This is a genomic window from Mycobacterium shunyiense (genome assembly GCF_058270035.1).
The window spans coordinates 24,339-46,509 of the sequence record NZ_JBZDPT010000018.1; the positions used below are offsets into that span (position 1 = coordinate 24,339).

Annotated in this window: 18 protein-coding genes; 11 read left to right on the plus strand and 7 right to left on the minus strand. The window is 65.0% G+C overall.

Features of this window, described 5'->3' with window-relative positions:
* Positions 1 to 138: 138 nt before the first annotated feature.
* Together AC4ELS_RS11915 and AC4ELS_RS11920 are read left to right on the plus strand one after the other, a co-directional pair.
* Positions 139 to 1,575, plus strand: a complete 1,437-nt coding sequence (locus AC4ELS_RS11915) for a histidine phosphatase family protein (protein ID WP_499047503.1) — start codon at positions 139 to 141, stop codon at positions 1,573 to 1,575.
* Entirely contained in the window at positions 1,511 to 3,046 is a 1,536-nt protein-coding gene (locus AC4ELS_RS11920; RefSeq protein WP_499047505.1) for a histidine phosphatase family protein, read from the plus strand. Before AC4ELS_RS11915 ends, AC4ELS_RS11920 begins: the two co-directional genes overlap by 65 nt.
* Positions 3,047 to 3,117: 71 nt before the next feature.
* Here the strand turns inward: AC4ELS_RS11920 and AC4ELS_RS11925 are convergent, their stop codons facing one another.
* Together AC4ELS_RS11925 and AC4ELS_RS11930 are read right to left on the minus strand one after the other, a co-directional pair.
* Positions 3,118 to 4,023 (minus strand): SDR family oxidoreductase, encoded by a 906-nt coding sequence (locus AC4ELS_RS11925; RefSeq protein ID WP_499047517.1) that lies wholly within the window; start codon positions 4,021 to 4,023, stop codon positions 3,118 to 3,120.
* Positions 4,024 to 4,044: 21 nt separating this feature from the next.
* A complete protein-coding gene (locus tag AC4ELS_RS11930; protein ID WP_064883715.1) occupies positions 4,045 to 4,827 on the minus strand; it encodes an SDR family oxidoreductase in 783 nt (260 codons plus the stop codon).
* A 59-nt stretch (positions 4,828 to 4,886) separates the two neighbouring features.
* On the opposite strand from AC4ELS_RS11930, the gene echA20 reads away from it, so the two are divergent.
* The 9 genes from echA20 to narI all read left to right on the plus strand — a co-directional run bounded on the left by echA20 (position 4,887) and on the right by narI (position 16,241).
* A complete protein-coding gene (gene echA20 / locus AC4ELS_RS11935) occupies positions 4,887 to 5,642 on the plus strand; it encodes a (7aS)-7a-methyl-1,5-dioxo-2,3,5,6,7,7a-hexahydro-1H-indene-carboxyl-CoA hydrolase (RefSeq protein ID WP_463795250.1) in 756 nt (251 codons plus the stop codon).
* Positions 5,639 to 6,526: a cholesterol ring-cleaving hydrolase subunit IpdA gene (gene ipdA, locus AC4ELS_RS11940; protein WP_499047507.1), complete on the plus strand. Its 888-nt coding sequence runs from the start codon at positions 5,639 to 5,641 to the stop codon at positions 6,524 to 6,526. The genes echA20 and ipdA overlap by 4 nt, the downstream gene beginning before the upstream one ends.
* Positions 6,523 to 7,272: a cholesterol ring-cleaving hydrolase subunit IpdB gene (ipdB, locus tag AC4ELS_RS11945; protein WP_463795247.1), complete on the plus strand. Its 750-nt coding sequence runs from the start codon at positions 6,523 to 6,525 to the stop codon at positions 7,270 to 7,272. The genes ipdA and ipdB overlap by 4 nt, the downstream gene beginning before the upstream one ends.
* Before the next feature lie 3 nt (positions 7,273 to 7,275).
* Entirely contained in the window at positions 7,276 to 8,346 is a 1,071-nt protein-coding gene (gene ipdC, locus AC4ELS_RS11950) for a (3aS,4S,5R,7aS)-5-hydroxy-7a-methyl-1-oxo-octahydro-1H-indene-4-carboxyl-CoA dehydrogenase (RefSeq protein WP_064958057.1), read from the plus strand.
* A gap of 118 nt (positions 8,347 to 8,464) precedes the next feature.
* A complete protein-coding gene (locus AC4ELS_RS11955) occupies positions 8,465 to 9,136 on the plus strand; it encodes a class I SAM-dependent methyltransferase (protein WP_498888181.1) in 672 nt (223 codons plus the stop codon).
* A 328-nt stretch (positions 9,137 to 9,464) separates the two neighbouring features.
* Positions 9,465 to 13,139: a nitrate reductase subunit alpha gene (locus AC4ELS_RS11960; protein ID WP_499047510.1), complete on the plus strand. Its 3,675-nt coding sequence runs from the start codon at positions 9,465 to 9,467 to the stop codon at positions 13,137 to 13,139.
* Between the two features lies 1 nt (position 13,140).
* On the plus strand, positions 13,141 to 14,745 hold the full coding sequence (gene narH, locus AC4ELS_RS11965) for a nitrate reductase subunit beta (protein ID WP_064883727.1): 1,605 nt from the start codon (positions 13,141 to 13,143) through the stop codon (positions 14,743 to 14,745).
* Positions 14,742 to 15,437 carry a nitrate reductase molybdenum cofactor assembly chaperone gene (gene narJ / locus AC4ELS_RS11970; RefSeq protein WP_064958060.1) on the plus strand — a complete coding sequence of 232 codons (696 nt, stop codon included), beginning with the start codon at positions 14,742 to 14,744 and terminating at the stop codon, positions 15,435 to 15,437. Before narH ends, narJ begins: the two co-directional genes overlap by 4 nt.
* 60 nt (positions 15,438 to 15,497) lie before the next feature.
* Entirely contained in the window at positions 15,498 to 16,241 is a 744-nt protein-coding gene (gene narI / locus AC4ELS_RS11975) for a respiratory nitrate reductase subunit gamma (protein ID WP_064883731.1), read from the plus strand.
* A gap of 3 nt (positions 16,242 to 16,244) precedes the next feature.
* Here the strand turns inward: narI and AC4ELS_RS11980 are convergent, their stop codons facing one another.
* From AC4ELS_RS11980 to AC4ELS_RS12000, 5 genes are all read right to left on the minus strand, one after another.
* Complete coding sequence (locus tag AC4ELS_RS11980; RefSeq protein WP_055117862.1) at positions 16,245 to 16,880, minus strand: DUF1345 domain-containing protein; 636 nt, start codon at positions 16,878 to 16,880, stop codon at positions 16,245 to 16,247.
* Entirely contained in the window at positions 16,880 to 19,177 is a 2,298-nt protein-coding gene (locus AC4ELS_RS11985; RefSeq protein WP_498888186.1) for an FdhF/YdeP family oxidoreductase, read from the minus strand. Before AC4ELS_RS11985 ends, AC4ELS_RS11980 begins: the two co-directional genes overlap by 1 nt.
* 70 nt (positions 19,178 to 19,247) lie before the next feature.
* A complete protein-coding gene (locus AC4ELS_RS11990; protein ID WP_498888188.1) occupies positions 19,248 to 20,222 on the minus strand; it encodes a cation diffusion facilitator family transporter in 975 nt (324 codons plus the stop codon).
* Positions 20,223 to 20,306: 84 nt separating this feature from the next.
* Positions 20,307 to 21,455, minus strand: coding sequence for a steroid 3-ketoacyl-CoA thiolase FadA6 (gene fadA6, locus AC4ELS_RS11995; RefSeq protein WP_498888190.1), 1,149 nt, complete (start codon positions 21,453 to 21,455; stop codon positions 20,307 to 20,309).
* A complete protein-coding gene (locus tag AC4ELS_RS12000; RefSeq protein ID WP_498888192.1) occupies positions 21,455 to 22,075 on the minus strand; it encodes a TetR/AcrR family transcriptional regulator in 621 nt (206 codons plus the stop codon). Before AC4ELS_RS12000 ends, fadA6 begins: the two co-directional genes overlap by 1 nt.
* Positions 22,076 to 22,171 lie beyond the last annotated feature (96 nt).

The following is a 22,171-nucleotide window of genomic DNA, read 5'->3' on the forward strand; positions in this document are numbered from 1 at the left end:
GAATCTGTCAAATATCTTCCCACGCAATGGGATAACAGCTCGTCTTCACAGCAGACGGTCAGACAATCTATCTGGCCGGCCAGCGAACCGTCACCGGCAGGTCACGTGAAATCCACACAGCCGCAACGGAGGAACCACATGAACCGCCGCAGAGGTGACGCGCCGGCGTCACGGTATCGAAGTCTACTTGGGGGTGTCGGCCTGGCATTCCTCGCGTTCTTCCTGGCGATGCCCGTCGCCAACGCCGCCGAGGTCATGCGTGTGACGTTCGTGCGCCACGGCGAGTCGGCGGGCAACGCGTCGGGGTTGATCGACACGTCGACGCCCGGTCCCGTGCTAACCCCGAAGGGACAGCAGCAGGCACAGGACGTCGCCAAACTGCTGGGGGACAACAACTACGACGCCATCTACGCATCAACCATGGTGCGGACCCAGCTGACCGCGGCACCGATGTCGCAGTATCTGGGGCTGCCGATTCAGGTGCTCCCCGGTCTGCAGGAGATCGACGCCGGCGTCTTTGAAGGGACGCCGGAGGCCGACGCCCAGGGCGGGTACGGCCTGTATCCGATCGGATGGACGTTCCCCGGAGTCATTCCCCAGATCCCGGAGTCGATATTCAACAAGGGCACGTTCATGCCCGGCACCGACGAAAATGGGTACACGTTCGACGCCAGGGTCAAGGGTGCGCTTCAGACCATGTATGACAACGGTGATCGCAACGCCGTCGTCTTCTCGCACGGCGGGACCATCATGTTCTGGACGATGATGAACGTCAAGAACCTCACCGTGATGGAGAAGCTCCAGCTGCTGCAGACAGCTCAGTTGGACAACACAGACTATGTGGTCATCGAGGGCAACAACGAGGACGGCTGGACCCTGGTGAACTGGAACGGCAAGCAGTTCAGCCCGGAACCGACCTTCGACCACGAGGTGGGCCTTCAGCTTCGGACCTTGTCCCGTCAGCTCACCGCCGCCGCCGACCAGGTCAAGGAGGCCTTCAAGACCGGCGACTTCGTGACCATCGCGACTGCGATCAACCGCGGCGTCGCCGACGCGTCCTTCTCGGTCACCAAGTTCAGCCGGGCGATCAACGCGGAGATCATCAAGCGGACCACCAAGGCGATCCCGACGAACACCGAGAATCTGCAGGACAAGGTGTCCACCGGGGTCGAGAACATCAAGACCTCACTGAACGCGACCGCGGACAGCATCGAGCAGAAGGTTCAGTCCGCTCCGGAGAGCGTCTCGGACTCCACGAAACCCGCTGATTCTGCACCCATCTCGCGGGCGAAGTCGAAGCTGAAGACTGCTGTCGACGGCCTCGTCAAGCCGCGGGCGACCGACCTGTCCGACGGCAACAAGGCGCTGCCCGGCGTCACGAAGCCGGTCAACCGTACCGGCGAGCAGGTTCAGACCGCCGTCAAGGACGCGCAGGACAGGGTGTCGTCGTCGATCAAGAAGTTCGGCGACGCCGTCAAGAAGGCCACCGACCAGCCCGGCAAGACCGCCGGTGCCGACGCCGGTGCCGACGCCGGTGCCGACAACGACACCTCCGGCGAGAAGGACGCCGCCTAACCGGCCGGCATTTTCAATAGGCGCCCCAGATCAATTGATCTGGGGCGCCTCTTTATTCACATCAACAACCGCAACAGCCGGTCTCGAACACCGGGACATCTGCACAATTCCAAACAATTCGGTCATACGTTCATCTCGCTCCACCTGTACACAACGATTGGAGGAACACAGCAAGATGAGTCATTTTCCGAGATCGAGTATACGAGCGACAATTGCCTGCATAGGAATGATGTTCCTGGCATTTCTCCTGGCCATTCCCGCCGCCCACGCGGCGGAGGTCATGCGAATCACGTTCATCCGCCACGGAGAGTCGACAGCGAATGCCGCGAACGTTGCCGACTCGTCGGTACCGGGCCCCGTTCTCACCGAGAAGGGTCAGCAACAAGCCCGTGACATCGTCAAAGTACTGGGCGACAACAACTACGATGCAATCTACGCCTCGACGATGGTCCGGACCCAACTGACCGCCGCACCGATGGCGGAGTATCTGGGCCTTCCGATCCAGGTCCTCCCCGGCCTACAGGAGATCGAGGCGGGGATCTACGAGGGCACCCCCGAATCCGATGCCGTCAAGGGCTATCTTCAAGCGCCGTTGAAATGGTTGCAGGGCGACCTGGATGCCCGGATCCCGGGCTCGATCAATGGCCGGGAATTCGATGCCCGCATGGATGGCGCAATTCAGACGATGTACGACAACGGGGATCGAAATGTCGCCGCATTCTCGCACGGCGGCGCGATCATGTTCTGGGTTTTCCTGAATGCAGAAAATGCGGACCCGATGTGGCTGATGACCAATCCGCTGCGAAATACCGGTTACGTGGTGGTCGAGGGCAATCCCGAGGACGGCTGGCGCGTCGTCAACTGGAACGGCACCGAAATCGGCCCGGAAACCCCGTTCCGGGTCGAGGCCTTCCGACAGCTGCGCACGCTGTCGAGGCAACTGCAGCAGGCCGCGGACGGTGTCGTGCAGTCTTTCGAAACCCGTGATCCGGCCGCTATCGCCACCGCGATCAACCGTGGACTGGCCGATTCCAGCTTCTCCGTGACCAAGTTCAATCGCGCGATCACCGCGGAGATCGTCAAACGCATCGACAAGGCAATCCCGAAGAACGAGAACGAATTACCCGAGAAGGTGTCGTCGGGAATCGAGAGCGTCAAGGCGGCCACAGAGGACACCGTGGACAGCGCCGAGGCCGCATCGAGGACCATAACCCAACAGGTCGCCTCGCCCGCGAAACCTGTCGTGACCGAGATGAAGTCCAAGCTCAAGGCACGTTCTGGTGCAACGGATCTCAGCGACGGCAACAAGGCTGGGCCCGGTGTCGCGAAGGCACTCAAGCGCTCCCACGACAAGTTGAAGGCTGTCGCCGAGGACACTCGCGAGCAGGTCTCTTCGTCGGCCCGCAAGATCGGTGAGGCCGTCAAGAAGGCCACGACCGCAGCCAAAGCCGGAGAGAAGGACGCCGCCTAACCCGCGAGCAGACGCAAAGCTGCCCCAAATCAAGCGATTTGGGGCAGCTTTGTGTCTGTTCGGCGAGAGAACTATGCGCCGTAGACGGGAACCGCGGGGCGGGCCTTGGCCAGCAGGTCGTTGACGACGGGGCCCAGCTCGGCCGGATCCCACTTCGCGCCCTTGTCGATCTGCGGTCCGTGAGCCCAGCCCTCGGCGACGCGGACCTTGCCGCCCTCGATCTCGAACACCTTGCCGGTGACGTTCTTCGACTCGACGCTGCCCAGCCACACCACCAGCGGCGAGATGTTCTCCGCAGCCATGGCATCGAACGCGTCGTCCTGGGTGGCCATCATGTCGGCGAACACGGTCTCGGTCATCCGGGTCCGGGCCGAAGGCGCAATGGCGTTCGCGGTGACGCCATAGCGGCCCATCTCGGCTGCGGCAACCAACGTCAGCGCGGCGATGCCGGCCTTGGACGCGCTGTAGGTGGCCTGCCCGACGCTGCCCTGCAGACCGGCACCGGAACTGGTGTTGATGATGCGCGCGTCAACGGTCTCGCCCGCCTTGGATTTGGCCCGCCAGTACGCGGCGGCGTGCTTCATGGTGGCGAAGTGCCCCTTGAGGTGCACGGCGGTGACGGCGTCGAACTCTTCCTCGGTGGCGTTGGCGAACATCCGGTCGCGCACGATGCCGGCGTTGTTCACCAGGACGTCGAGCGTGCCGTAGGTGTCGACAGCCTGCTGGATCAAGGCCTCGGCCTGGCCCCAGTCGGCGACGTTGGAACCGTTGGCAACGGCTTCGCCTCCGGCGGCGACGATCTCGTCGACCACGTTCTGCGCGGCGCTGCCACCACCTGCCGGCGAACCATCCAGGCCGACCCCGATGTCGTTGACCACGACACGGGCACCTTCTGCGGCGAACGCGAGCGCGTGCTCACGCCCGATACCGCCACCGGCGCCCGTAACGATGACCACGCGGCCGTCGAGCAATCCCATTGTCATGTCTCCTTTTTCGAGTTACTTGATGTCGGCGGTCGTGGTGGAAAGGTAGTGCGGTGGCTCGCCACCACCGTGCACCTCCAACGACGCACCGCTGATGTAAGAGGCGGCCGCGGACGACAAAAATGCGGCGGCCCAGCCGATATCGGCCGGCTTGGCGAGACGCCCCAGTGGCACATTCCGCGAAATGGCAGCGATCGAATCGGCGTCGCCATAGAACAATTCGGACTGCTCGGTCTCGACCATCCCGACCACCACCGAGTTCATCCGGACCTTGGGCGCCCACTCGACGGCCAACGTGGAGGTGAGGTTGTCGATGCCGGCTTTTGCCGCTCCGTACGCGGCCGTCCCCGGGGTGGGCCGGTGGCCGCTGACGCTGGAGATGTTGACGATGGTGCCGCCCGAGTCCTGCTTCTGCATCACAGCGTTGGCATGGGTGGACACCGAGAGCGCGCCGATCAGGTTGAGCTCGATGATCTTGGTGCTGAACTTCGCCGACGCATCGGCGGCCAGCACGTAGGGCGAGCCACCGGCGTTGTTGACGACGGCATCCAAACGACCGTGCTTCTCGACGATCGCGTCGATGAGCGACTTCACCGAGTCGTCATCCCGGATGTCGCAGCTGTGGAATTCGTAGGGCAGTCCCTCGACCGGGCGGCGTGCGCAGGTCACCACAGTGGCGCCCTGACCGGCAAAAACCGCGCTGATTCCAGCGCCAACCCCTCGCACTCCGCCGGTCACCAGGACCACCTTGCCGGTCAAACCCAAATTGATGGCACCAGCTTCTGGCGTATCGGTCACTGTGCTAGCGTACCAAGCAAGTGCTTGCTTAGGTAGCGACCCCTCCAGGAAGTGGATTGATGACGATCACCACCAAGACAGTCGAGCCGGGCATCGTCTCGGTCACCGTCAACTACCCGCCCGTCAACGCCATCCCGTCGGCCGGCTGGTTCGAACTCGGCGACGCGATCACCGCGGCGGGCCGCGACCGCAGCACCCACGTGGTGATCCTGCGGGCCGAGGGCCGTGGCTTCAACGCCGGCGTGGACATCAAGGAAATGCAGAACACCGACGGCTTCACTGCGCTCATCGACGCCAACCGCGGCTGCTACCACGCGTTCAAGTCCGTGTACGAGTGCGAGGTCCCCGTCGTCGCGGCGGTCAACGGATTCTGTGTGGGCGGCGGAATCGGCCTGGTCGGCAACGCCGACGTGATCGTGGCCTCCGACGACGCCAAGTTCGGCCTCCCCGAGGTGGAGCGCGGCGCGCTCGGTGCCGCCACTCATCTGTCCCGCCTGGTCCCGCAGCACCTGATGCGCCGGCTGTTCTTCACCGCCGCCACGGTCCCCGCCGAGACGCTGCACCACTTCGGTTCCGTCCACGAGGTCGTGCCCCGCGAGGAACTCGACGAAGCGGCCCTGCGCGTCGCCCGCGACATCGCCAGCAAGGACACCCGGGTGATCCGGGCGGCCAAGGAAGCTCTGAACTTCATCGACGTGCAGCCCGTGAACGCGCGCTACCGGATGGAGCAGGGCTTCACCTTCGAACTCAACCTGTCCGGTGTGTCCGACGAGCACCGTGACGCCTTCGCCGGAACTGACAAGGGGTCGAAATGAGCGATAAGCGAACAACTCTCGACGAGGCGGTCGCTTCGATCGAAAGCGGGATGACCATCGGCATCGGCGGCTGGGGATCCCGGCGCAAGCCGATGGCCTTCGTCCGCGCCCTGCTGCGCACCGACGTCAAGGACCTGACCGTCGTGACCTACGGCGGACCGGATCTGGGCCTGCTGTGCTCGGCCGGCAAGGTCAAGCGCGTCTACTACGGCTTCGTGTCGCTGGACTCGCCGCCGTTCTACGACCCGTGGTTCGCCAAGGCCCGCACCACCGGCGCGATCGAGGCCCGCGAGATGGACGAGGGCATGCTGCGCTGCGGCCTGCAGGCTGCCGCCCAGCGGCTGCCGTTCCTGCCGATTCGCGCCGGACTCGGCAGCGACGTCCGCACCTTCTGGGGTGACGAGCTCAAGACCGTGAAGTCGCCGTATGAGACCGACGGCGCCTACGAGGAACTGATCGCGATGCCCGCGCTGAACCTCGACGCGGCCTTCGTGCACATGAATCTCGGTGATGCCCAGGGCAATGCGGCCTACACCGGCATCGACCCGTACTTCGACGATCTCTTCCTCATGTCGGCCCAGCGCCGCTTCCTGTCGGTCGAGCGCGTGGTGTCCACCGAGGAACTGGTCAAGGCGGTTCCGACGCAGGCACTGCTGATCAACCGGATGATGGTCGATTCCGTGGTGGAGGCACCGGGCGGCGCCCACTTCACCACCAACGAACCCGATTACCGGCGCGACGAGAAGTTCCAGCGCCATTACGCAGAGGCTGCAGGCTCCGACGAGACCTGGGCCGAGTTCGTCAAGACGTACCTGTCCGGTAGCGAGGCCGATTACCAGGCTGCCGTTCGGAAGTTCAAGGAAGATCAGGAGGCCAGCAAGTGATTGCCGTGACCCGTGCCGAGGTGTGCGCCGTCGCCTGCGCCGAGCTGTTCCGCGACGCCGGCGAGATCATGGCCAGCCCGATGACCACCGTCGTCCAGATCGGCGCCCGACTGGCCCGGCTGACCTTCTCCCCCGACATCGTGCTCACCGACGGAGAGGCCCGGATCCTGGCCGACACCCCGGCGATCGGCGCCCCCTTCGCCGTCGAAGGCTGGATGCCGTTCAACCGGGTCTTCGAGACCCTGGCCTGGGGCAAGCGCCACGTGGTGATGGGCGCCAACCAGATCGACCGCTACGGCAACCAGAACCTGTCGGCCTTCGGCCCGATCCAGCACCCGACCCGGCAGATGTTTGGAGTCCGCGGCGCACCCGGCAACAGCATCAACCACGCCACGAGCTACTTCGTCGGCAACCACTCCAAGCGCGTGTTCTGCGACTCGGTGGACATCGTCTCCGGAATCGGCTGGGACAAGGTCGATCCGGAGAACCCCGCGTACCGGTTCGCCAACATCTACCGCGTGGTGTCCAACCTGGGCGTGTTCGACTTCAACGGCCCCGACCATCAGATGCGCGCGGTGTCGCTGCACCCCGGGGTCGATGCCCAGCAGGTGGCCGACAACACCTCGTTCGAGGTGCACGGTCTGGAGGAAGCCGAGACCAGCCGGCTGGCCACCGAAGAGGAGCTCACGCTGCTGCGTGAGGTCATCGATCCGAAGTCGCTGCGCGACAAAGAGGTCAAGGTCTAAAGAATGGGCAAGCTCAAGACTCCGCTGACCGAACTGGTCGGCATCGAGCATCCCGTCGTACAGACGGGAATGGGCTGGGTGGCCGGTGCACGTCTGGTCGCTGCAACCTCCAATGCCGGCGGGCTGGGCATCCTGGCGTCAGCAACGATGACGCTCGAAGAGCTCCAGACCGCCGTCACCAAGGTCAAGGCCGCCACCGACAAACCCTTCGGCATCAACATGCGGGCCGACGCGGGCGATGCCGGTGCGCGCGTCGACCTCCTGATCCGCGAAGGAGTCAAAGTCGCCTCCTTCGCTCTAGCTCCGAAGCCCGAGCTGATCGCCAAGCTGAAAGACGCCGGCGTCGTGGTGATCCCATCGGTCGGTGCGGCCAAGCACGCCAAGAAGGTGGCCGGTTGGGGGGCCGACGCGGTGATCGTGCAGGGCGGGGAGGGCGGTGGCCACACCGGTCCCGTCGCGACGACGCTGCTGCTGCCCTCGGTGCTCGATGCGGTCAAGGACACCGGTATGCCGGTCATCGCGGCCGGCGGTTTCTTCGACGGCCGCGGCCTGGCTGCCGCGCTGTCCTATGGTGCGGCCGGAGTGGCGATGGGTACCCGGTTCCTGTTGACCTCGGATTCCACTGTTCCCGACGCCGTCAAGGAGCGTTACCTGCAGGCCGCGCTGGATGGCACCGTGGTGTCCACCCGTGTGGACGGCATGCCGCACCGGGTGCTACGCACGGGCCTGGTCGAGAAGCTGGAGAGCGGTTCGCGAGCACGCGGTTTCGCCGCTGCGATCGGTAACGCCCAGAAGTTCAAGAAGCTCTCCGGGATGACGTGGCTGTCGATGGTGAAGGACGGCCTGGCCATGCGGCACGGCAAGGAACTCACCTGGTCGCAGGTCGTGATGGCGGCGAACACTCCGATGCTGCTCAAAGCCGGCCTGGTGGAGGGCAATACCGGCGCCGGTGTGCTGGCCTCGGGACAGGTGGCGGGCATCATCAACGACCTGCCGTCGTGCGCCGAGCTGGTCGAGAAGATCGTGGACGACGCCGTCGCGCACCTGCAGTCCGCGTCGGGCTACATCCAGTAACTCACCTGCCGAGCACACACAAAACTGCCCTTTCTCGCACGAGAAGGGGCAGTTTTGGTGGGGGCCCCTCCCGCTTGCGGGGGACTGCTCACGGGAGAGCGCGGGGCACAGTGGATGAATGGACATCCGTCGCGTCGAGCACCCGCTGGTGAGGCACGCCGCCGAAGCACTACACGCCTTCAACAGCAGGCACCCGTGGAGTCACAACGACCATTTCCACGGTTGGATCCTGTCGAACCTGCCCCGACATCGCGACATGGCGATCGATGTCGGGTGCGGACAGGGCGGCCTGGTTGCTCAACTGGCCGATCGATTCACCCACGTTCGCGGTACGGATCGCGACGCGGGGATGCGTGCCGAAGCGGCCCGTCGTTGTGCCGCGCTGAGCAACGTCACGATCGACGACAGCCAACTGGACCAGCTCGACGGGCCGGTCGATCTGGTCACCATGGTGGCGGTGCTGCACCACCTCGACATCGAGCAGGCGCTGACGCAGATCAAACGCTTGCTCGCCCCCGGCGGGCGGTTCCTGGTTGTCGGATTGGCCGCCCCGGTCTCGATTCGTGACACGGCATGGGATCTGGCGTCCGCGGTGACGAACCCGCTCATCGGACTGGTCAAACATCCGCGGCCGGTGCCCGGGGGTACCCAACCCCCGACGTTCCCGGTCCGGGATCCCGAGCTCAGCTTCGATGAACTTCGATCAATCGTCGTGCGGGTCATGCCCGGCGCGACGATGCGTCGTCGGCTGGCCTTCCGGCACACGATCTGCTGGACGAAGCCGGGTTGAGCCGCCCCAACACTGTCCGCCGCGCAGGAACCGAATGGGCCCCGACGGATTGTTACCGCGGTGATAAATCATCGGGCCCGGCAGGCGGTGTGAACCGCCGTCGTCCAATGCGCCAACATGCCGTACTTTGGCCGCCGATCCGCCGATCACCGCAGGTGAAAGCGCAGTTCAAGACATCATCGCCGGCTGCTGATATGACTACCGCGTTCCCGTGAAATAACTTGCGCGTTAACGCGGTTTCACAGCGCCGGCGACCCCTCGGTGCGTTCTTTTGACGGCCTCCGCAACCCTCCTACGCTCATGAATCAACAGCGTCCAGGGAGGTTTCGTGGTCGATTCACGTGCAGGCGGCACACCACCCGGTGATGCTTTGCTGCGACTGGGCAAGTACTTTCACCGCGGCGAGATTTCCGACGATCAGCGAACCCTGCACAAGGTCGGCGGCCGCTCGGCTGACGACTTCTACCGGGACCGTTGGGCGCACGACAAAGTGGTGCGGTCGACCCACGGCGTCAACTGCACCGGATCCTGCTCGTGGAAGATCTACGTCAAGGACGGCGTGATCACGTGGGAGTCACAGCAGACCGACTACCCGTCGGTGGGCGCCGACAAGCCCGAGTACGAGCCGCGGGGATGCCCGCGCGGTGCGTCGTTCTCGTGGTACACGTATTCGCCTGCGCGCGTTCGCTATCCGTACGTTCGCGGCGTGCTGCTGGAGTACTACCGGGAGGCCAAGGAGCGCCTGAAGGACCCCGTGCTGGCTTGGGCCGACATCGTCGAGGATCCGGAAAAGTCGAAGCGGTACAAGACCGCCCGCGGCAAGGGTGGATTCGTCCGCGCCGAGTGGTGGGAGGCCGCCGAGATCGCCGCCGCGGCCCACGTCCACACCGTCAAGAAGTACGGACCCGACCGCGTGGCCGGGTTCTCGCCGATCCCGGCGATGTCGATGGTGAGCCACGCGGTCGGTGCCCGGTTCATCTCGCTGCTCGGCGGGTCGATGCTGTCGTTCTATGACTGGTACGCCGACCTGCCGGTGGCCTCGCCGCAGGTGTTCGGGGACCAGACCGACGTGCCCGAATCGGCGGACTGGTTCGACGCGGGCTACCTGATCATGTGGGGCTCCAACGTCCCCGTCACCCGAACTCCTGACGCGCACTACATGACCGAGGCCCGGTACCGGGGCCAAAAAGTGGTCGTGGTGTCTCCGGACTACGCCGACAACACCAAGTTCGCCGACGAATGGCTACCCGCCCGCCCCGGTACCGATGCGGCACTCGCCATGGCGATGGGTCACGTCATCCTCAAGGAGTTCTTCGTCGAGAGGCAGACGCCCTACTTCACCGACTACGTCAAGAAGTACACCGACCTGCCGTTCCTGGTCACTCTCACCGAGCGCGACGGACGGGTGCTCCCCGGAAAGTTCCTCACCGCAGCCGATCTCGGCGGCGAGTATGCGGACACCGAAGCCGCCGAATCCAAAACCGTCCTCCTGGACCAGGCCGGGCGGCCCGTGGTGCCCAACGGCTCGCTCGGGCACCGGTTCACCGCGTCCGGCGAGGGCCACTGGAACCTCGACCTCCAGGGTGTCCACCCGATGCTGACGCTGCTCGGCAACCATGACGACACAGTTACCGTGGCCCTGCCCCGGTTCGACTGCGACAAGCCCGGAGTCCTGGAACGCGGCGTTCCCACGAGAACCGTTGCCGGACAGCGCGTGACGACAGTCTTCGACCTGATGCTGGCGCAGTACGGGGTGGCCCGCGACGGCCTTGACGGGCAGTGGCCGTCGGGCTACGACGACGCCTCCGAGCCCTACACCCCCGCGTGGCAGGAAGAGATCACCGGCGTTCCCGCCCAGGCCGCCGAGCGTATCGCCCGCGAATTCGCCGACAACGCCGAACGTTCCAAGGGCCGCTCGATGATCCTGATGGGCGCGGGCACCAACCACTGGTTCCATTCCGACCAGATCTACCGGTCGTTTCTCACGCTGGTCATGCTCACCGGCTGCCAGGGGGTCAACGGCGGCGGCTGGGCACATTACGTCGGCCAGGAGAAGTGTCGGCCGGTCACCGGTTGGTCCACACTGGCTTTCGGCGCAGACTGGCAGCGTCCGGCCCGTCAGATGCAGGGCACCGTGTTCTGGTATCTGGCGACCGACCAGTGGCGGTATGACCCGTTCACCTCGGAGGTGATGGCCTCGCCGCTGGCCGAAGGCCAGTTCGCGGGCCGCACGGTGGCGGACAGTATCGCCCTGGCCAGCCGCCTCGGCTGGATGCCGAGCTACCCGACCTTCAGCCGCAACCCGCTGGATCTCGCCGACGAGGCCACCCGGATGGGCAAGGATGCGGCGGAATACGTTGTGGACGGACTGAAGTCGGGTCATCTGCAGTTCGCCTGTGAAGATCCCGACGCCCCGGAGAACTTCCCGCGCTGCCTGACGGTGTGGCGGTCGAATCTGCTGGGGTCGTCGGCCAAGGGCAACGAGTACTTCCTCAAGCACCTGCTCGGGACCGACTCCGCGGTCGCCGCGCGCGACGAGGACGGTATCCGCCCGCAAGAGGTGCGCTGGCGCGACGAGGCGCCGGTGGGCAAGCTGGATCTGCTGCTGTCCCTCGATTTCCGCAATACCAGTACGACGCTGTTCTCCGACATCGTGCTGCCCGCCGCCACCTGGTACGAGAAGCACGACCTGTCCAGTACCGACATGCACCCGTTCGTCCACGCGTTCTCGCCGGCCATCTCACCGCCGTGGGAGACCAAGACCGATTTCGATGCGTTCCACCGCATCGCCCGCGGCTTCTCCTGGCTGGCCGAGAAGCACCTCGGCAAGCGCAAGGACATCGTGGCCATGCCGTTGCAGCACGACAGCGCGGACGCCACCGCGCAGCCCGGCGGTCGCGTGCTGGACTGGAAAGCCGGTGAGTGCGAACCGATTCCCGGTAGGACCATGCCCCGGCTGGTCATGGTGGACCGCGACTACCCGGCCATCGCCGAGAAGATGGCGGCCCTGGGGCCGATGGTGGAAACCGTCGGCCTCACCACCAAGGGAGTGACCACCCACCCCGACGCCGAGGTCGAGTACCTGCGCGGTGTCAACGGCGCGGTGGTCAGCGGTGTCGCGATCGGACGCCCGTCGTTGGCCAAGGACACCCACGCCGCCGAGGCCATCCTGGCGCTGTCGGGCACCACGAACGGACGCCTGGCGGTCGAGGGTTTCGAGGCGCTGGAACGCCGCACGGGAACCGAACTGGTGGACCTGGCCAAGGAGAGCGAGGGCAAGCGGATCACGTTCGCGGACACCCAGGCCCGGCCGGTGCCCGTCAACACCTCGCCGGAATGGTCCGGCTCGGAGACCGGCGGGCGACGCTACTCCCCCTTCACCATCAACACCGAACGGCTCAAGCCATGGCACACGCTGACCGGCCGGCAGCACTTCTATCTGGACCACGACTGGATGAGTGAGCTCGGCGAGCAACTGCCCACGTTCCGGCCGCCGCTGGACATGACGGCGCTCTTCAACGAACCCAAGGTGGGCGATACGAGCGGCGGCATCACGGTGCGCTACCTGACCCCGCACTCCAAGTGGTCGATTCACTCTGCATACCAGGACAACCTGTACATGCTGACCCTGTCCCGCGGCGGTCAGTGCATCTGGATGTCGGACGTGGACGCGGCCAAGATCGGGGTCAAGGACAACGACTGGATCGAGTGCACCAACCGCAACGGCGTGGTCAATGCGCGGGCCATCGTCAGCCACCGCATGCCAGAGGGTCTGGTGTTCATGTACCACGCTCAGGACAAGGCCGTCGACGTGCCGCGCACCGAGAAGAACGGCAAACGAGGCGGTATCCACAACGCGCTGACCCGGATCATGATCAAACCCACCCACCTGATCGGCGGGTACGCGCAGCAGTCCTTCGCCCTGAACTACCACGGGCCTACCGGAAATCAACGCGATGAGGTCACCACGATTCGTCGCCGCTCGCAGGATGTGGAGTACTGACATGAGAGTCATGGCGCAGCTCGCGATGGTGATGAACCTCGACAAGTGCATCGGCTGCCACACCTGCAGCGTCACCTGCAAGCAGGCGTGGACGAACCGTAGCGGTGTCGAGTACGTCTGGTTCAACAATGTGGAAACTCGCCCAGGACAAGGCTATCCGCGCCAGTACCAGGACCAGGAGCGCTGGAAGGGCGGCTGGACGCTGAACAAGCGTGGCAAGCTCACCCTGAAGTCCGGCTCCCGGTTCAAGCGGTTGCTGAACATCTTCGCCAACCCGGACCTGCCCACGGTGTCCGACTACTACGACCCGTGGACATACGACTACGAGAACCTGCTGTCGGCGCCGGCCATGGACACCACGCCCGTGGCGCGGCCCAAATCTCTGATCACCGGACGCGACACCAAGGTCACCTGGGGCGCCAACTGGGACGACGACCTGGGCGGCGGTCCGGAACAGGTGGGCCGGGACCCGTTGCTGGCCAAGGTCGCCGAGATATCCGACAAGGTCAAGCTCGAGTTCGAGCAGACCTTCATGTTCTACCTGCCGCGGATCTGTGAGCACTGCCTCAACCCGGCCTGCGCTGCAGCGTGTCCCTCCGGCGCCATCTACAAGCGCTCCGAAGACGGCATCGTGCTGGTGGATCAGGACAAGTGCCGAGGCTGGCGCCAGTGCGTCACCGGGTGTCCGTACAAGAAGATCTACTTCAACCACAAGACCGGCAAGGCCGAGAAGTGCACGTTCTGCTATCCGCGCGTCGAGGTCGGTATCCCCACCGTGTGCTCGGAGACCTGTGTGGGGCGACTCCGCTACATCGGCGTGATGCTCTACGACGCGGACGCGGTGCTGGAGGCCGCTTCGGTCACCGACGACAAGGACCTCTACCCGTCACAGCTCGGTGTGTTCCTCAATCCGCATGACCCTCGGGTGGTGGCCGAAGCCGAGCGGGCCGGTATCTCCCCCGAATGGATTGAAGCGGCGCAGAACTCACCTGTTTACCGGCTGATCGTCGACTATCAGGTGGCGCTGCCCCTGCATCCGGAATACCGGACCATGCCGATGGTCTGGTACGTGCCGCCGCTGTCGCCGGTGGTAGACATCCTGAAGGAGACGGGCCACGACGGCGAGAACAAGAACAACCTGTTCGGCGCCATCGACACGCTGCGCATCCCGGTCGAGTACCTCGCGGAGTTGTTCACCGCGGGCGAGGTCGGCCCGGTTCGGGCTTCCCTGCAACGACTGGCGGCCATGCGCGCCTACATGCGGGCGGCCAATCTCGGCGAGGAGTTCGACGAGACCATCCCGGACTCGGTGCGATTGAGCGGCGATGAGATCGAGGCGATGTACCGGCTGCTGGCCATCGCCAAGTATCAGGACCGTTATGTCATCCCGACCGGCGCCGGGTCGGACGCCCACCGCCTCGACGCCCTGGCGACCGGTTGCAGCCTCGACGGAGACGGTGGTCCGGGAATGACCGCTTACGACACCATGGTGGACAAGTTCCACCTGACCCACACCAATGATGCTGTTCCACAGGGTGATCCAACGCGGGTCAACCTGCTCAACTGGGACGGCCGGAGCACAGACGGGTTGTTGCCGACCACATGAAGCTACTCACCCTCGGCCGCAGAACCGGTACAGGTTCGGCCCTGTCCGAGCGCCAGCAGCGACTGGTGTGGCGCATCGCCGCACTGTTGCTCGACTACCCCACGGCCGAGACGGCCGATCTCGTCGACCAGCTTGCGACTGCCGCAGCGGAACTGCCGGACCCGGCTCGGGTGCCGCTGACGGAGTTCCTGCATCAGTTCGACGGAACAGATCCGATGCGGCGGGCGTCGAACTATGTCGAGACGTTCGACATGCAGCGGCGCAGCAGCCTGCATCTGACCTACTACGCCTACGGCGACACCCGGAAACGCGGCATGGCCCTGCTGCGGTTCAAACACGCCTACCGCCAGGCGGGCCTGGAGGTCGGTGACCTGGAGAATTCCGAGCTCCCCGACTACCTGCCCATGGTGCTCGAGTTCGCCGCGACGGTCGATCAGATCCAAGGTGAGCGGCTGCTGGCCGAACACGTCCCGGTACTCGAACTGTTGCGGCTGTCCTTGCAGGACAACGGGTCCTACTACGCCGGCCTGCTGGCCGCCGTCCTTTCCACACTGCCGCCGGTGAACAGCGCCGATCGCCGCCGTATCGCGCAGCTCGCCGCCGAAGGACCGCCCGATGAGGATGTCGGTCTGGACCCGTTTGCGATGGACCCGATGACGATGGATGTGAGTGGACCCGGGGCGCGCCGATGAGCGCTTGCGCGAAGAGGAGAACACACCGATGAGCGCTTGCGCGAAGAGAGAAAGACTGCAATGAGCAACGTGTTGTGGATGACCCTGCCCTACATCGCCTTCACCTCGTTCGCACTCGGGCACATCTGGCGTTACAAGGCCGACCAATTCGGTTGGACCACCAGGTCTTCGCAGATCTACGAGAGCAGGCTGCTGCGACTGGGCAGCCCGCTGTTCCACTTCGGCATCCTCGGCGTGCTCGCCGGGCACGTTGTCGGCCTGCTGATCCCGCAGTCGTGGACTTCAGCGGTCGGTGTCTCCGAGCACGTCTACCACCTGATGTCGGTGAGCATGGGGTCGGTGGCCGGGGTGGCCGTCGTCGCCGGAGTGGCGATCCTGCTCTACCGCCGGGTCACCGTCCCGGAGGTGCGTACCGCGACCACCCTCAACGACAAGGTGATGTATCTGCTGCTGGTCGGGGCGCTGGCGACCGGGATGCTGAACACCCTGACCAACGTGTTCTCGACGTACAACTACCGCGAGACGGTGTCGCCGTGGTTCCGCAGCTTGTTCACGCTTCATCCGGCGCCGCAGTTGATGGCGGAAACGCCGTGGACGTTCCAGGCCCATGTGCTGATAGTGCTTGCCCTGCTCGGGTTGTGGCCCTACACCCGGTTGGTGCACATGTTCAGCGCACCGATCGGCTATCTGGTCCGACCGTTTGTGATCTACCGCAGCCGCGACCCGCAGCGGGCCGGGAAGAACCGCTACGCCAAGGCCTGGGTGACGCCACAGGCACCGCCCCCGCGCAGCCGTTGGGTGTGAACCTCAGCTGGACACGATTCCGACGACCAGGTTGATCGTCGTCGCGAGGATGACGGTGCCGAACAGATACGACAGCAGGCAATGCCGCAGCGCCACGCCACGAATCGTGGTGTCGGTGACGCTGGTGTCAGACACCTGGTATGTCATCCCGAGGTTGTAGCTGAAGTAGAAGAAGTCCCGGAATGCCGGTGGGTCGTCGGAGTTGAAGTCGATACCGCCCACCGCCGGCGTGTAGTAGAGCTTCGCGTAGCGCGCCGCGTACATCAGGTGCATGCCGGCCCATGCCATGAAAACGCCGGCCAGGGCGGCCGTTGCCGCCGTCGGATCGCTGTGCGAACCGCCGTGTACGAGCATGAAGACAATGCTGACCAGGGCACCGACCGCGGCCGCCACGATCACGAGTTCCTCGACCACCGGGTTGAAGGCCTCCTGATGTGCGTGATGATGCGTGGCCTCGGCGTCCATGGGCCACAGCAGTATCCAGCCTGCGAGCACGAAAACTGCTCCTGTTGAGGCGATCCCGACCAGCAGGCCGAGCGGAGTGTCGGTCAACGCACCGGTGAGGGTTCCAGCGCCGATTCCGATGATCACCGAACCGCCGAGCCGCCCGGGCGCCGACAGCAACCTGGACGCGCGCATCAGGCGGAGCGTTCCACAGTCACCTTGACATTCTTCATGATGGGCTGATTGCTCTGCGTGCTGAAATCGCCGATGGCACACAGGACATTCATCTCGGGCATGTACCCGGCCGCGTTACCACGGGGAATGCTGTACGGGATGGCCTTGTAGCGCCGCAACGATCGGGTGCTGCCGTCGCGCGCGGTGGCGACGATGTCGACGTCGTCGAATTCGTGGATCCCGCGGTCGGCCATGTCCTGTTCATTCATGAAGACCAGCGTGCGCAGGTTCTTGACGCCGCGATAGCGGTCGTCGTCGGAGTAGATGGTGGTGTTCCACTGATCGTGCGATCGCACGGTGGCCAGGATCAAGGTGCCGGGCGTGGTGCTGTCGTCGGGCAGTGTGGCCGCCGAGAATTCGGCCCGACCGGACGGGGTCAGGAAGATCAGTTCCCGCGCGGGCTGCTTGATGCGGAAGCCCAGTGGGAGTCGCACCCGGCGGTTGAAATCCTCGAAACCGTTGAGCACCTTGGCCATCGTGTCTCGGATCCGGTCGTAGTCCTCTACGTACCAGCTCCACGGCGTGCTGCTGGAGGGCAGCGCGGCCCGCGCGATCCCGGCGATGATCGCCGGTTCCGACATCAGGTGCGGTGAGGCGGGTTTCTTCATCCCGACCGAGAGATGCACCATGCTCATCGAATCCTCGACCGAGGTGGACTGCACCCCGGCCTTCTGGTGATCCTTTTCGGTACGGCCCAGGCACGGCAGGATCAGTGCCCGGCGACCGTGGATCACATGACTACGGTTGAGTTTGGTGCTGACCTGCACCGTGAGATCGCATTTCTGCAGGCCCGCGTAGGTGTACGTGGTGTCCGGGGCGGCACTGGCGAAGTTGCCGCCCATGCCGACGAACACCTTGACCTCGTCGCGGTGCATGGCCTCGATGGTGCGCACGGTGTCCATCCCATGCTCGCGCGGCGGCTCGATTCCGCACACCTCGGCGAGCCGGTCGAGGAAGGCTGCACTCGGTCGGTGGTCGATCCCGCAGGTGCGGTTGCCCTGCACGTTGCTGTGTCCGCGCACCGGGGACGGGCCGGCGCCTTCGCGGCCCAGATTGCCGCGCAGCAGAAGCAAATTGACGATCTCCCGCACACTGTCCACACCGTGTTCGTGCTGGGTGACGCCGAGGCACCAGCTGATGATGCTGCGGTCGGCGTCGCTGTAGATCTTGGCCGCCTTGCGGATATCGGCTTGGCGCACACCGGACTTGTATTCGATCTCGTCCCATGAGGTGGCGTCGCACACTGCGCGGTAGTTCTCGAACCCCGCGGTGTAGCGGGCGATGAACTCCGCGTCCAGTGCCTTGGCATCGGTTTCCGCTTGTTCCAGAACCGCTTTCGCGATTCCGCGGATGAGCGCCATGTCCCCGCCGATCCGGGGTTGCAGGTTCAGCGTGCTGGTCCTGGTGGACTTGAAGGTGGCCATCCGCAGAAAGTCGTGCGGGATGATGGTCTTGGTGGCGCCGGCCTCGACCAGCGGGTTGATGTGGATGACCTGCGCACCCCGGCGATAGGCCTCGGCCAGCGCGGTGAGCATGCGTGGCGCATTGGACGCGGCGTTGACACCGATGATGAACAACGCGTCCGCAGTCTCCCAGTCCTGCAGGTCGACGGTGCCCTTGCCGGTACCGAGCGACGCCGTGAGGGCTCTGCCACTGGCCTCGTGGCACATGTTGGAACAGTCCGGGAGATTGTTGGTGCCGAGCTCGCGGGCCATCAGCTGGTACAGGAACGTGGCCTCGTTGCCCAGCCGGCCCGAGGTGTAGAACGCGGCTCGGTTCGGGTCGTCCAGATCCGCCAGGGCCTTGCCCACCAGGTCGAACGCGGCACGCCAGCTGATCGGTTCGTAGTGATCGGTCTCGGAGTTGTACACCATCGGTTCGGTCAGCCGGCCCTGGTCTTCGAGGGCGAAATCGCTCCACGCCGCCAGTTCGGAGACGGTGTGCCGGGCGAAGAAATCCGGACCGCAGCGTTTATGGGTCATCTCCCACGTGACGTGTTTGATGCCGTTCTCGCAGATGTCGAGTTTGAGGCCCTTGATGTCGTCGGGCCAGGCGCAGCCCGGACAGTCGAACCCGCCGTCCTCGTGGTTCATCTTCATGATCGCGCGGGGGCCGTCGATCGGCTCACGCTCGCGGATCAGGAACTCGGTGACGCTCTTCGCCGCACCCCATCCGGCCGCCGGGTGATGGTAGGGGTGGAACTCCGGTTGCTCATGCCACTCGGCATCTGTGCGCTGCTCGGTGCCCCGGTCAGTCATGGGTAAAGTCTGCGCGCAGGCAAACGCCCGCGTCCACGGTTTGGCCGCGTTTCGACGGCTCCGAGCTAACTCACAGGTACCAGTCGGGGAGTGGTTCTGGCCGCAACTCGGTCGTGTCGCCCGGGCGCGTGAGAGTCAGGACAGCGCGCACGATCTCCGGCCGGCTCTGCAGGGTGTCGGCGACCGCGTTGAGCCGCGCGGCGACATCGGATTCTGCCGCGTCACCGGTCAGGTCGACGGCTGCCACCAGGTAGATCCGGGCCGCCCCAACCCATTCCATGTGCAGGTAGCTGATCCGCTCGATGTCGGCGTGGTCGAGCAGGGCCCGCAACACGTTGTTCCGGGCGAGCGGGGTGGCCGCCTCCCCCGTCAGGAAGTCCATGTTGCGCCCGATGAGGAAGAGTGCGACGCACCCCAGCAGCACTCCCACCAGGATCGAGCCGATCGCATCCCAGACCACGTTTCCGGTGAGCTGGTGCGCGAGGATGCCGGCCGTCGCTATCGCGAGGCCGATCAATGCCGACAGATCCTCGGCGAACACCGCGCGCAACATCGGATTCGACGTGACCCTGATATACCGCAGCGGGTGGATCCGTCGCTGCACCGCACCGGTTTTCGTCTGGCGCAACGCCTGAGCGAACGAAGTGCCCTCCAACACGAATGCGATCCCGAGTACCGCGTAGGCCCATCCGTAGGACGTCGCCTCCCCCTCCCCACCGAGCGAGGTGACGCCGTGCCAGATCGACACCACCGAGCCTACGGTGAACAGCCCGAAAGCCGCGAACATCGACCAGATGTAGCTCGCCCGGCCGTAGCCCAACCGGTGTTGCGCATCGGCCGGCTTCATCGACTTGCGGGTTCCGATCAACAGGAACACCTCGTTGCCGGTGTCCGCCCAGGAGTGGGCGGCCTCGGCCAGCATCGAGGCGCTTCCGGTGACGACGGCAGCCACCGTCTTGGCAATCGCGATGAGCACGTTGGCACCGAGCGCGACGGCGACGGTCAGAGCACTCTCGTTGTCGGAGGTTGAACCGTCGGTGCTCATGACCCCACACCTACCCCTTGGTGGGCAGATACAAAAGCACCCCGAAACAATGTTGTTTCGGGGTGCCTTCGTTCAGCGGGAAATCTAGAGGCGCTCGATGATCGTGACGTTGGCGGTGCCGCCGCCCTCGCACATGGTCTGCAGGCCGTAGCGGCCACCGGTGCGCTCGAGGGTGTTGAGCATGGTCGTGAACAGCTTGGCACCGGTGGCGCCCAGCGGGTGGCCCAGCGCGATGGCGCCGCCGCTCGGGTTGACCTTCGCCGGATCGGCCTTGGTCTCCTTGAGCCAGGCCAGCACGACCGGCGCGAAGGCCTCGTTGATCTCGACGGTGTCGATGTCGTCGATCGACAGGCCGGTTTTCTCCAGCGCGTACTGGGTGGCCGGGATCGGGCCGGTCAGCATCATCACCGGGTCGTCGCCGCGGGCGCTGATGTGGTGGATGCGCGCGCGGGGCTTCAGGTTGTACTTGTTGATCGCCTCTTCCGATGCCAGCAGCACCGCGGCCGCACCGTCGGAGATCTGGCTGGCCAGCGCGGCGGTCAGCCGGCCACCCTCGACCAGCGGTTTGAGCGAGGCCAGCTTCTCCAGCGTCGACTCGCGCGGTCCCTCGTCGACACCGAAGTCACCGACCGGGACGATCTCGTTGTCGAAGTGCCCGGCCCGGATCGCGGCGAACGCCCGCTGGTGGCTGTTGTAGGCGAACTCCTCCATCTCCTCGCGGGAGATGTCCCACTTCTCGGCGATAATCTCCGAGCCGCGGAACTGCGAGATTTCCTGATCGCCGTAGCGGTGCAGCCAGCTCTTGGATTCGTTTGTGGGCGAGGTGAATCCGAACTCCTTGCCGACCACCATGGCCGAGGAGATCGGGATCCAGCTCATGTTCTGCATGCCGCCGGCGAGGATCAGGTCGGCCGTGCCGGACATGATGGCCTGGGCGCCGAACGAGATGGCCTGCTGGCTGGAGCCGCACTGCCGGTCGACGGTGACGCCGGGGACGGCCTCGGGGTATCCGGCGGCCAGCCAGGTCAGTCGGCCGATGTTGCCGGCCTGCCCGCCGATGGCGTCGACGCAGCCGACGATGACGTCGTCAACCGCACCCGGGTCGACGTCGTTGCGGTCGAAGATGGCGCGGAACGCGTGCACGCCGAGGTCGATCGGGTGCACCTGCGCCAGCGACCCGTTCTTCTTTCCGACCGGCGTACGCACCGCGTCGACGATGTATGCCTCAGGCATTACTTGTCTCCTTTGACAGTCGCGTTCTCCGCGGTGATTCCGCCGAGGACGATGGCGAGGTATTGCCGGCCGACCTCTTCGGCCGAAAGCGGTCCGCCCGGCTGGTACCAGCGGACCGAAACCCAGGTGGTGTCGCGAATGAACCGGTACACCAGGTCGACGTCGATGTCCTGACGGAACGAGCCGTCGGCGATGCCCTGCTGCAGGATGTCCACCCACATCTTGCGCTGTTCCCGGTTGCGCTCGTCGACGAAACCGAACTGCGGGATGTCGGAAAGCCGCTTGGCCTCGTCCTGGTAGATGACCACCTGCGCATGCCGGTGCTCGATCGCCTCGAACGAGGCCATGAACAGACCGGTGAGCCGACCCAACGGGCTGGTCTCCTGGTCGAGGATCTCCAGGTACCGGGCGAACAGCCAGTCGAGAAAATCCCGGAGGACCTCCTCGACCATCTGTTCTTTGGACTTGAAGTGGTGGTAGAGACTGCCTGACAGGATTCCTGCGGAGTCGGCGATATCGCGAACCGTCGTCGCCTTCAGTCCGCGTTCGGCAAACATCGTCGCGGCAAGGTCCAGCAGCTCGTCGCGTCTGCTCGCCGGTTGGGCGGGAGTGTCCCCCATCGCCCCAGCATAGCAACCAAGCGCTTGCTAGGTCACGTTCGGCCTGAATGCGACCAAATCGCCCTGAGCCGAAGATCGAGATGAATACAATCCCGC

Coding starts and splice junctions, on each gene's coding strand:
- ipdC (WP_064958057.1), top strand. CDS start 7,276: ATGGGCAAGCTCAAGACTCCGCTGACCGAACTGGTCGGCATCGAGCAT.
- AC4ELS_RS11990 (WP_498888188.1), bottom strand. CDS start 20,222: ATGAGCACCGACGGTTCAACCTCCGACAACGAGAGTGCTCTGACCGTC.
- narI (WP_064883731.1), top strand. CDS start 15,498: ATGAGCAACGTGTTGTGGATGACCCTGCCCTACATCGCCTTCACCTCG.
- narH (WP_064883727.1), top strand. CDS start 13,141: ATGAGAGTCATGGCGCAGCTCGCGATGGTGATGAACCTCGACAAGTGC.
- echA20 (WP_463795250.1), top strand. CDS start 4,887: ATGACGATCACCACCAAGACAGTCGAGCCGGGCATCGTCTCGGTCACC.
- narJ (WP_064958060.1), top strand. CDS start 14,742: ATGAAGCTACTCACCCTCGGCCGCAGAACCGGTACAGGTTCGGCCCTG.
- AC4ELS_RS11985 (WP_498888186.1), bottom strand. CDS start 19,177: ATGACTGACCGGGGCACCGAGCAGCGCACAGATGCCGAGTGGCATGAG.
- AC4ELS_RS11980 (WP_055117862.1), bottom strand. CDS start 16,880: ATGCGCGCGTCCAGGTTGCTGTCGGCGCCCGGGCGGCTCGGCGGTTCG.
- AC4ELS_RS11925 (WP_499047517.1), bottom strand. CDS start 4,023: ATGGGATTGCTCGACGGCCGCGTGGTCATCGTTACGGGCGCCGGTGGC.
- AC4ELS_RS11915 (WP_499047503.1), top strand. CDS start 139: ATGAACCGCCGCAGAGGTGACGCGCCGGCGTCACGGTATCGAAGTCTA.
- ipdA (WP_499047507.1), top strand. CDS start 5,639: ATGAGCGATAAGCGAACAACTCTCGACGAGGCGGTCGCTTCGATCGAA.
- AC4ELS_RS12000 (WP_498888192.1), bottom strand. CDS start 22,075: ATGGGGGACACTCCCGCCCAACCGGCGAGCAGACGCGACGAGCTGCTG.
- AC4ELS_RS11955 (WP_498888181.1), top strand. CDS start 8,465: ATGGACATCCGTCGCGTCGAGCACCCGCTGGTGAGGCACGCCGCCGAA.
- fadA6 (WP_498888190.1), bottom strand. CDS start 21,455: ATGCCTGAGGCATACATCGTCGACGCGGTGCGTACGCCGGTCGGAAAG.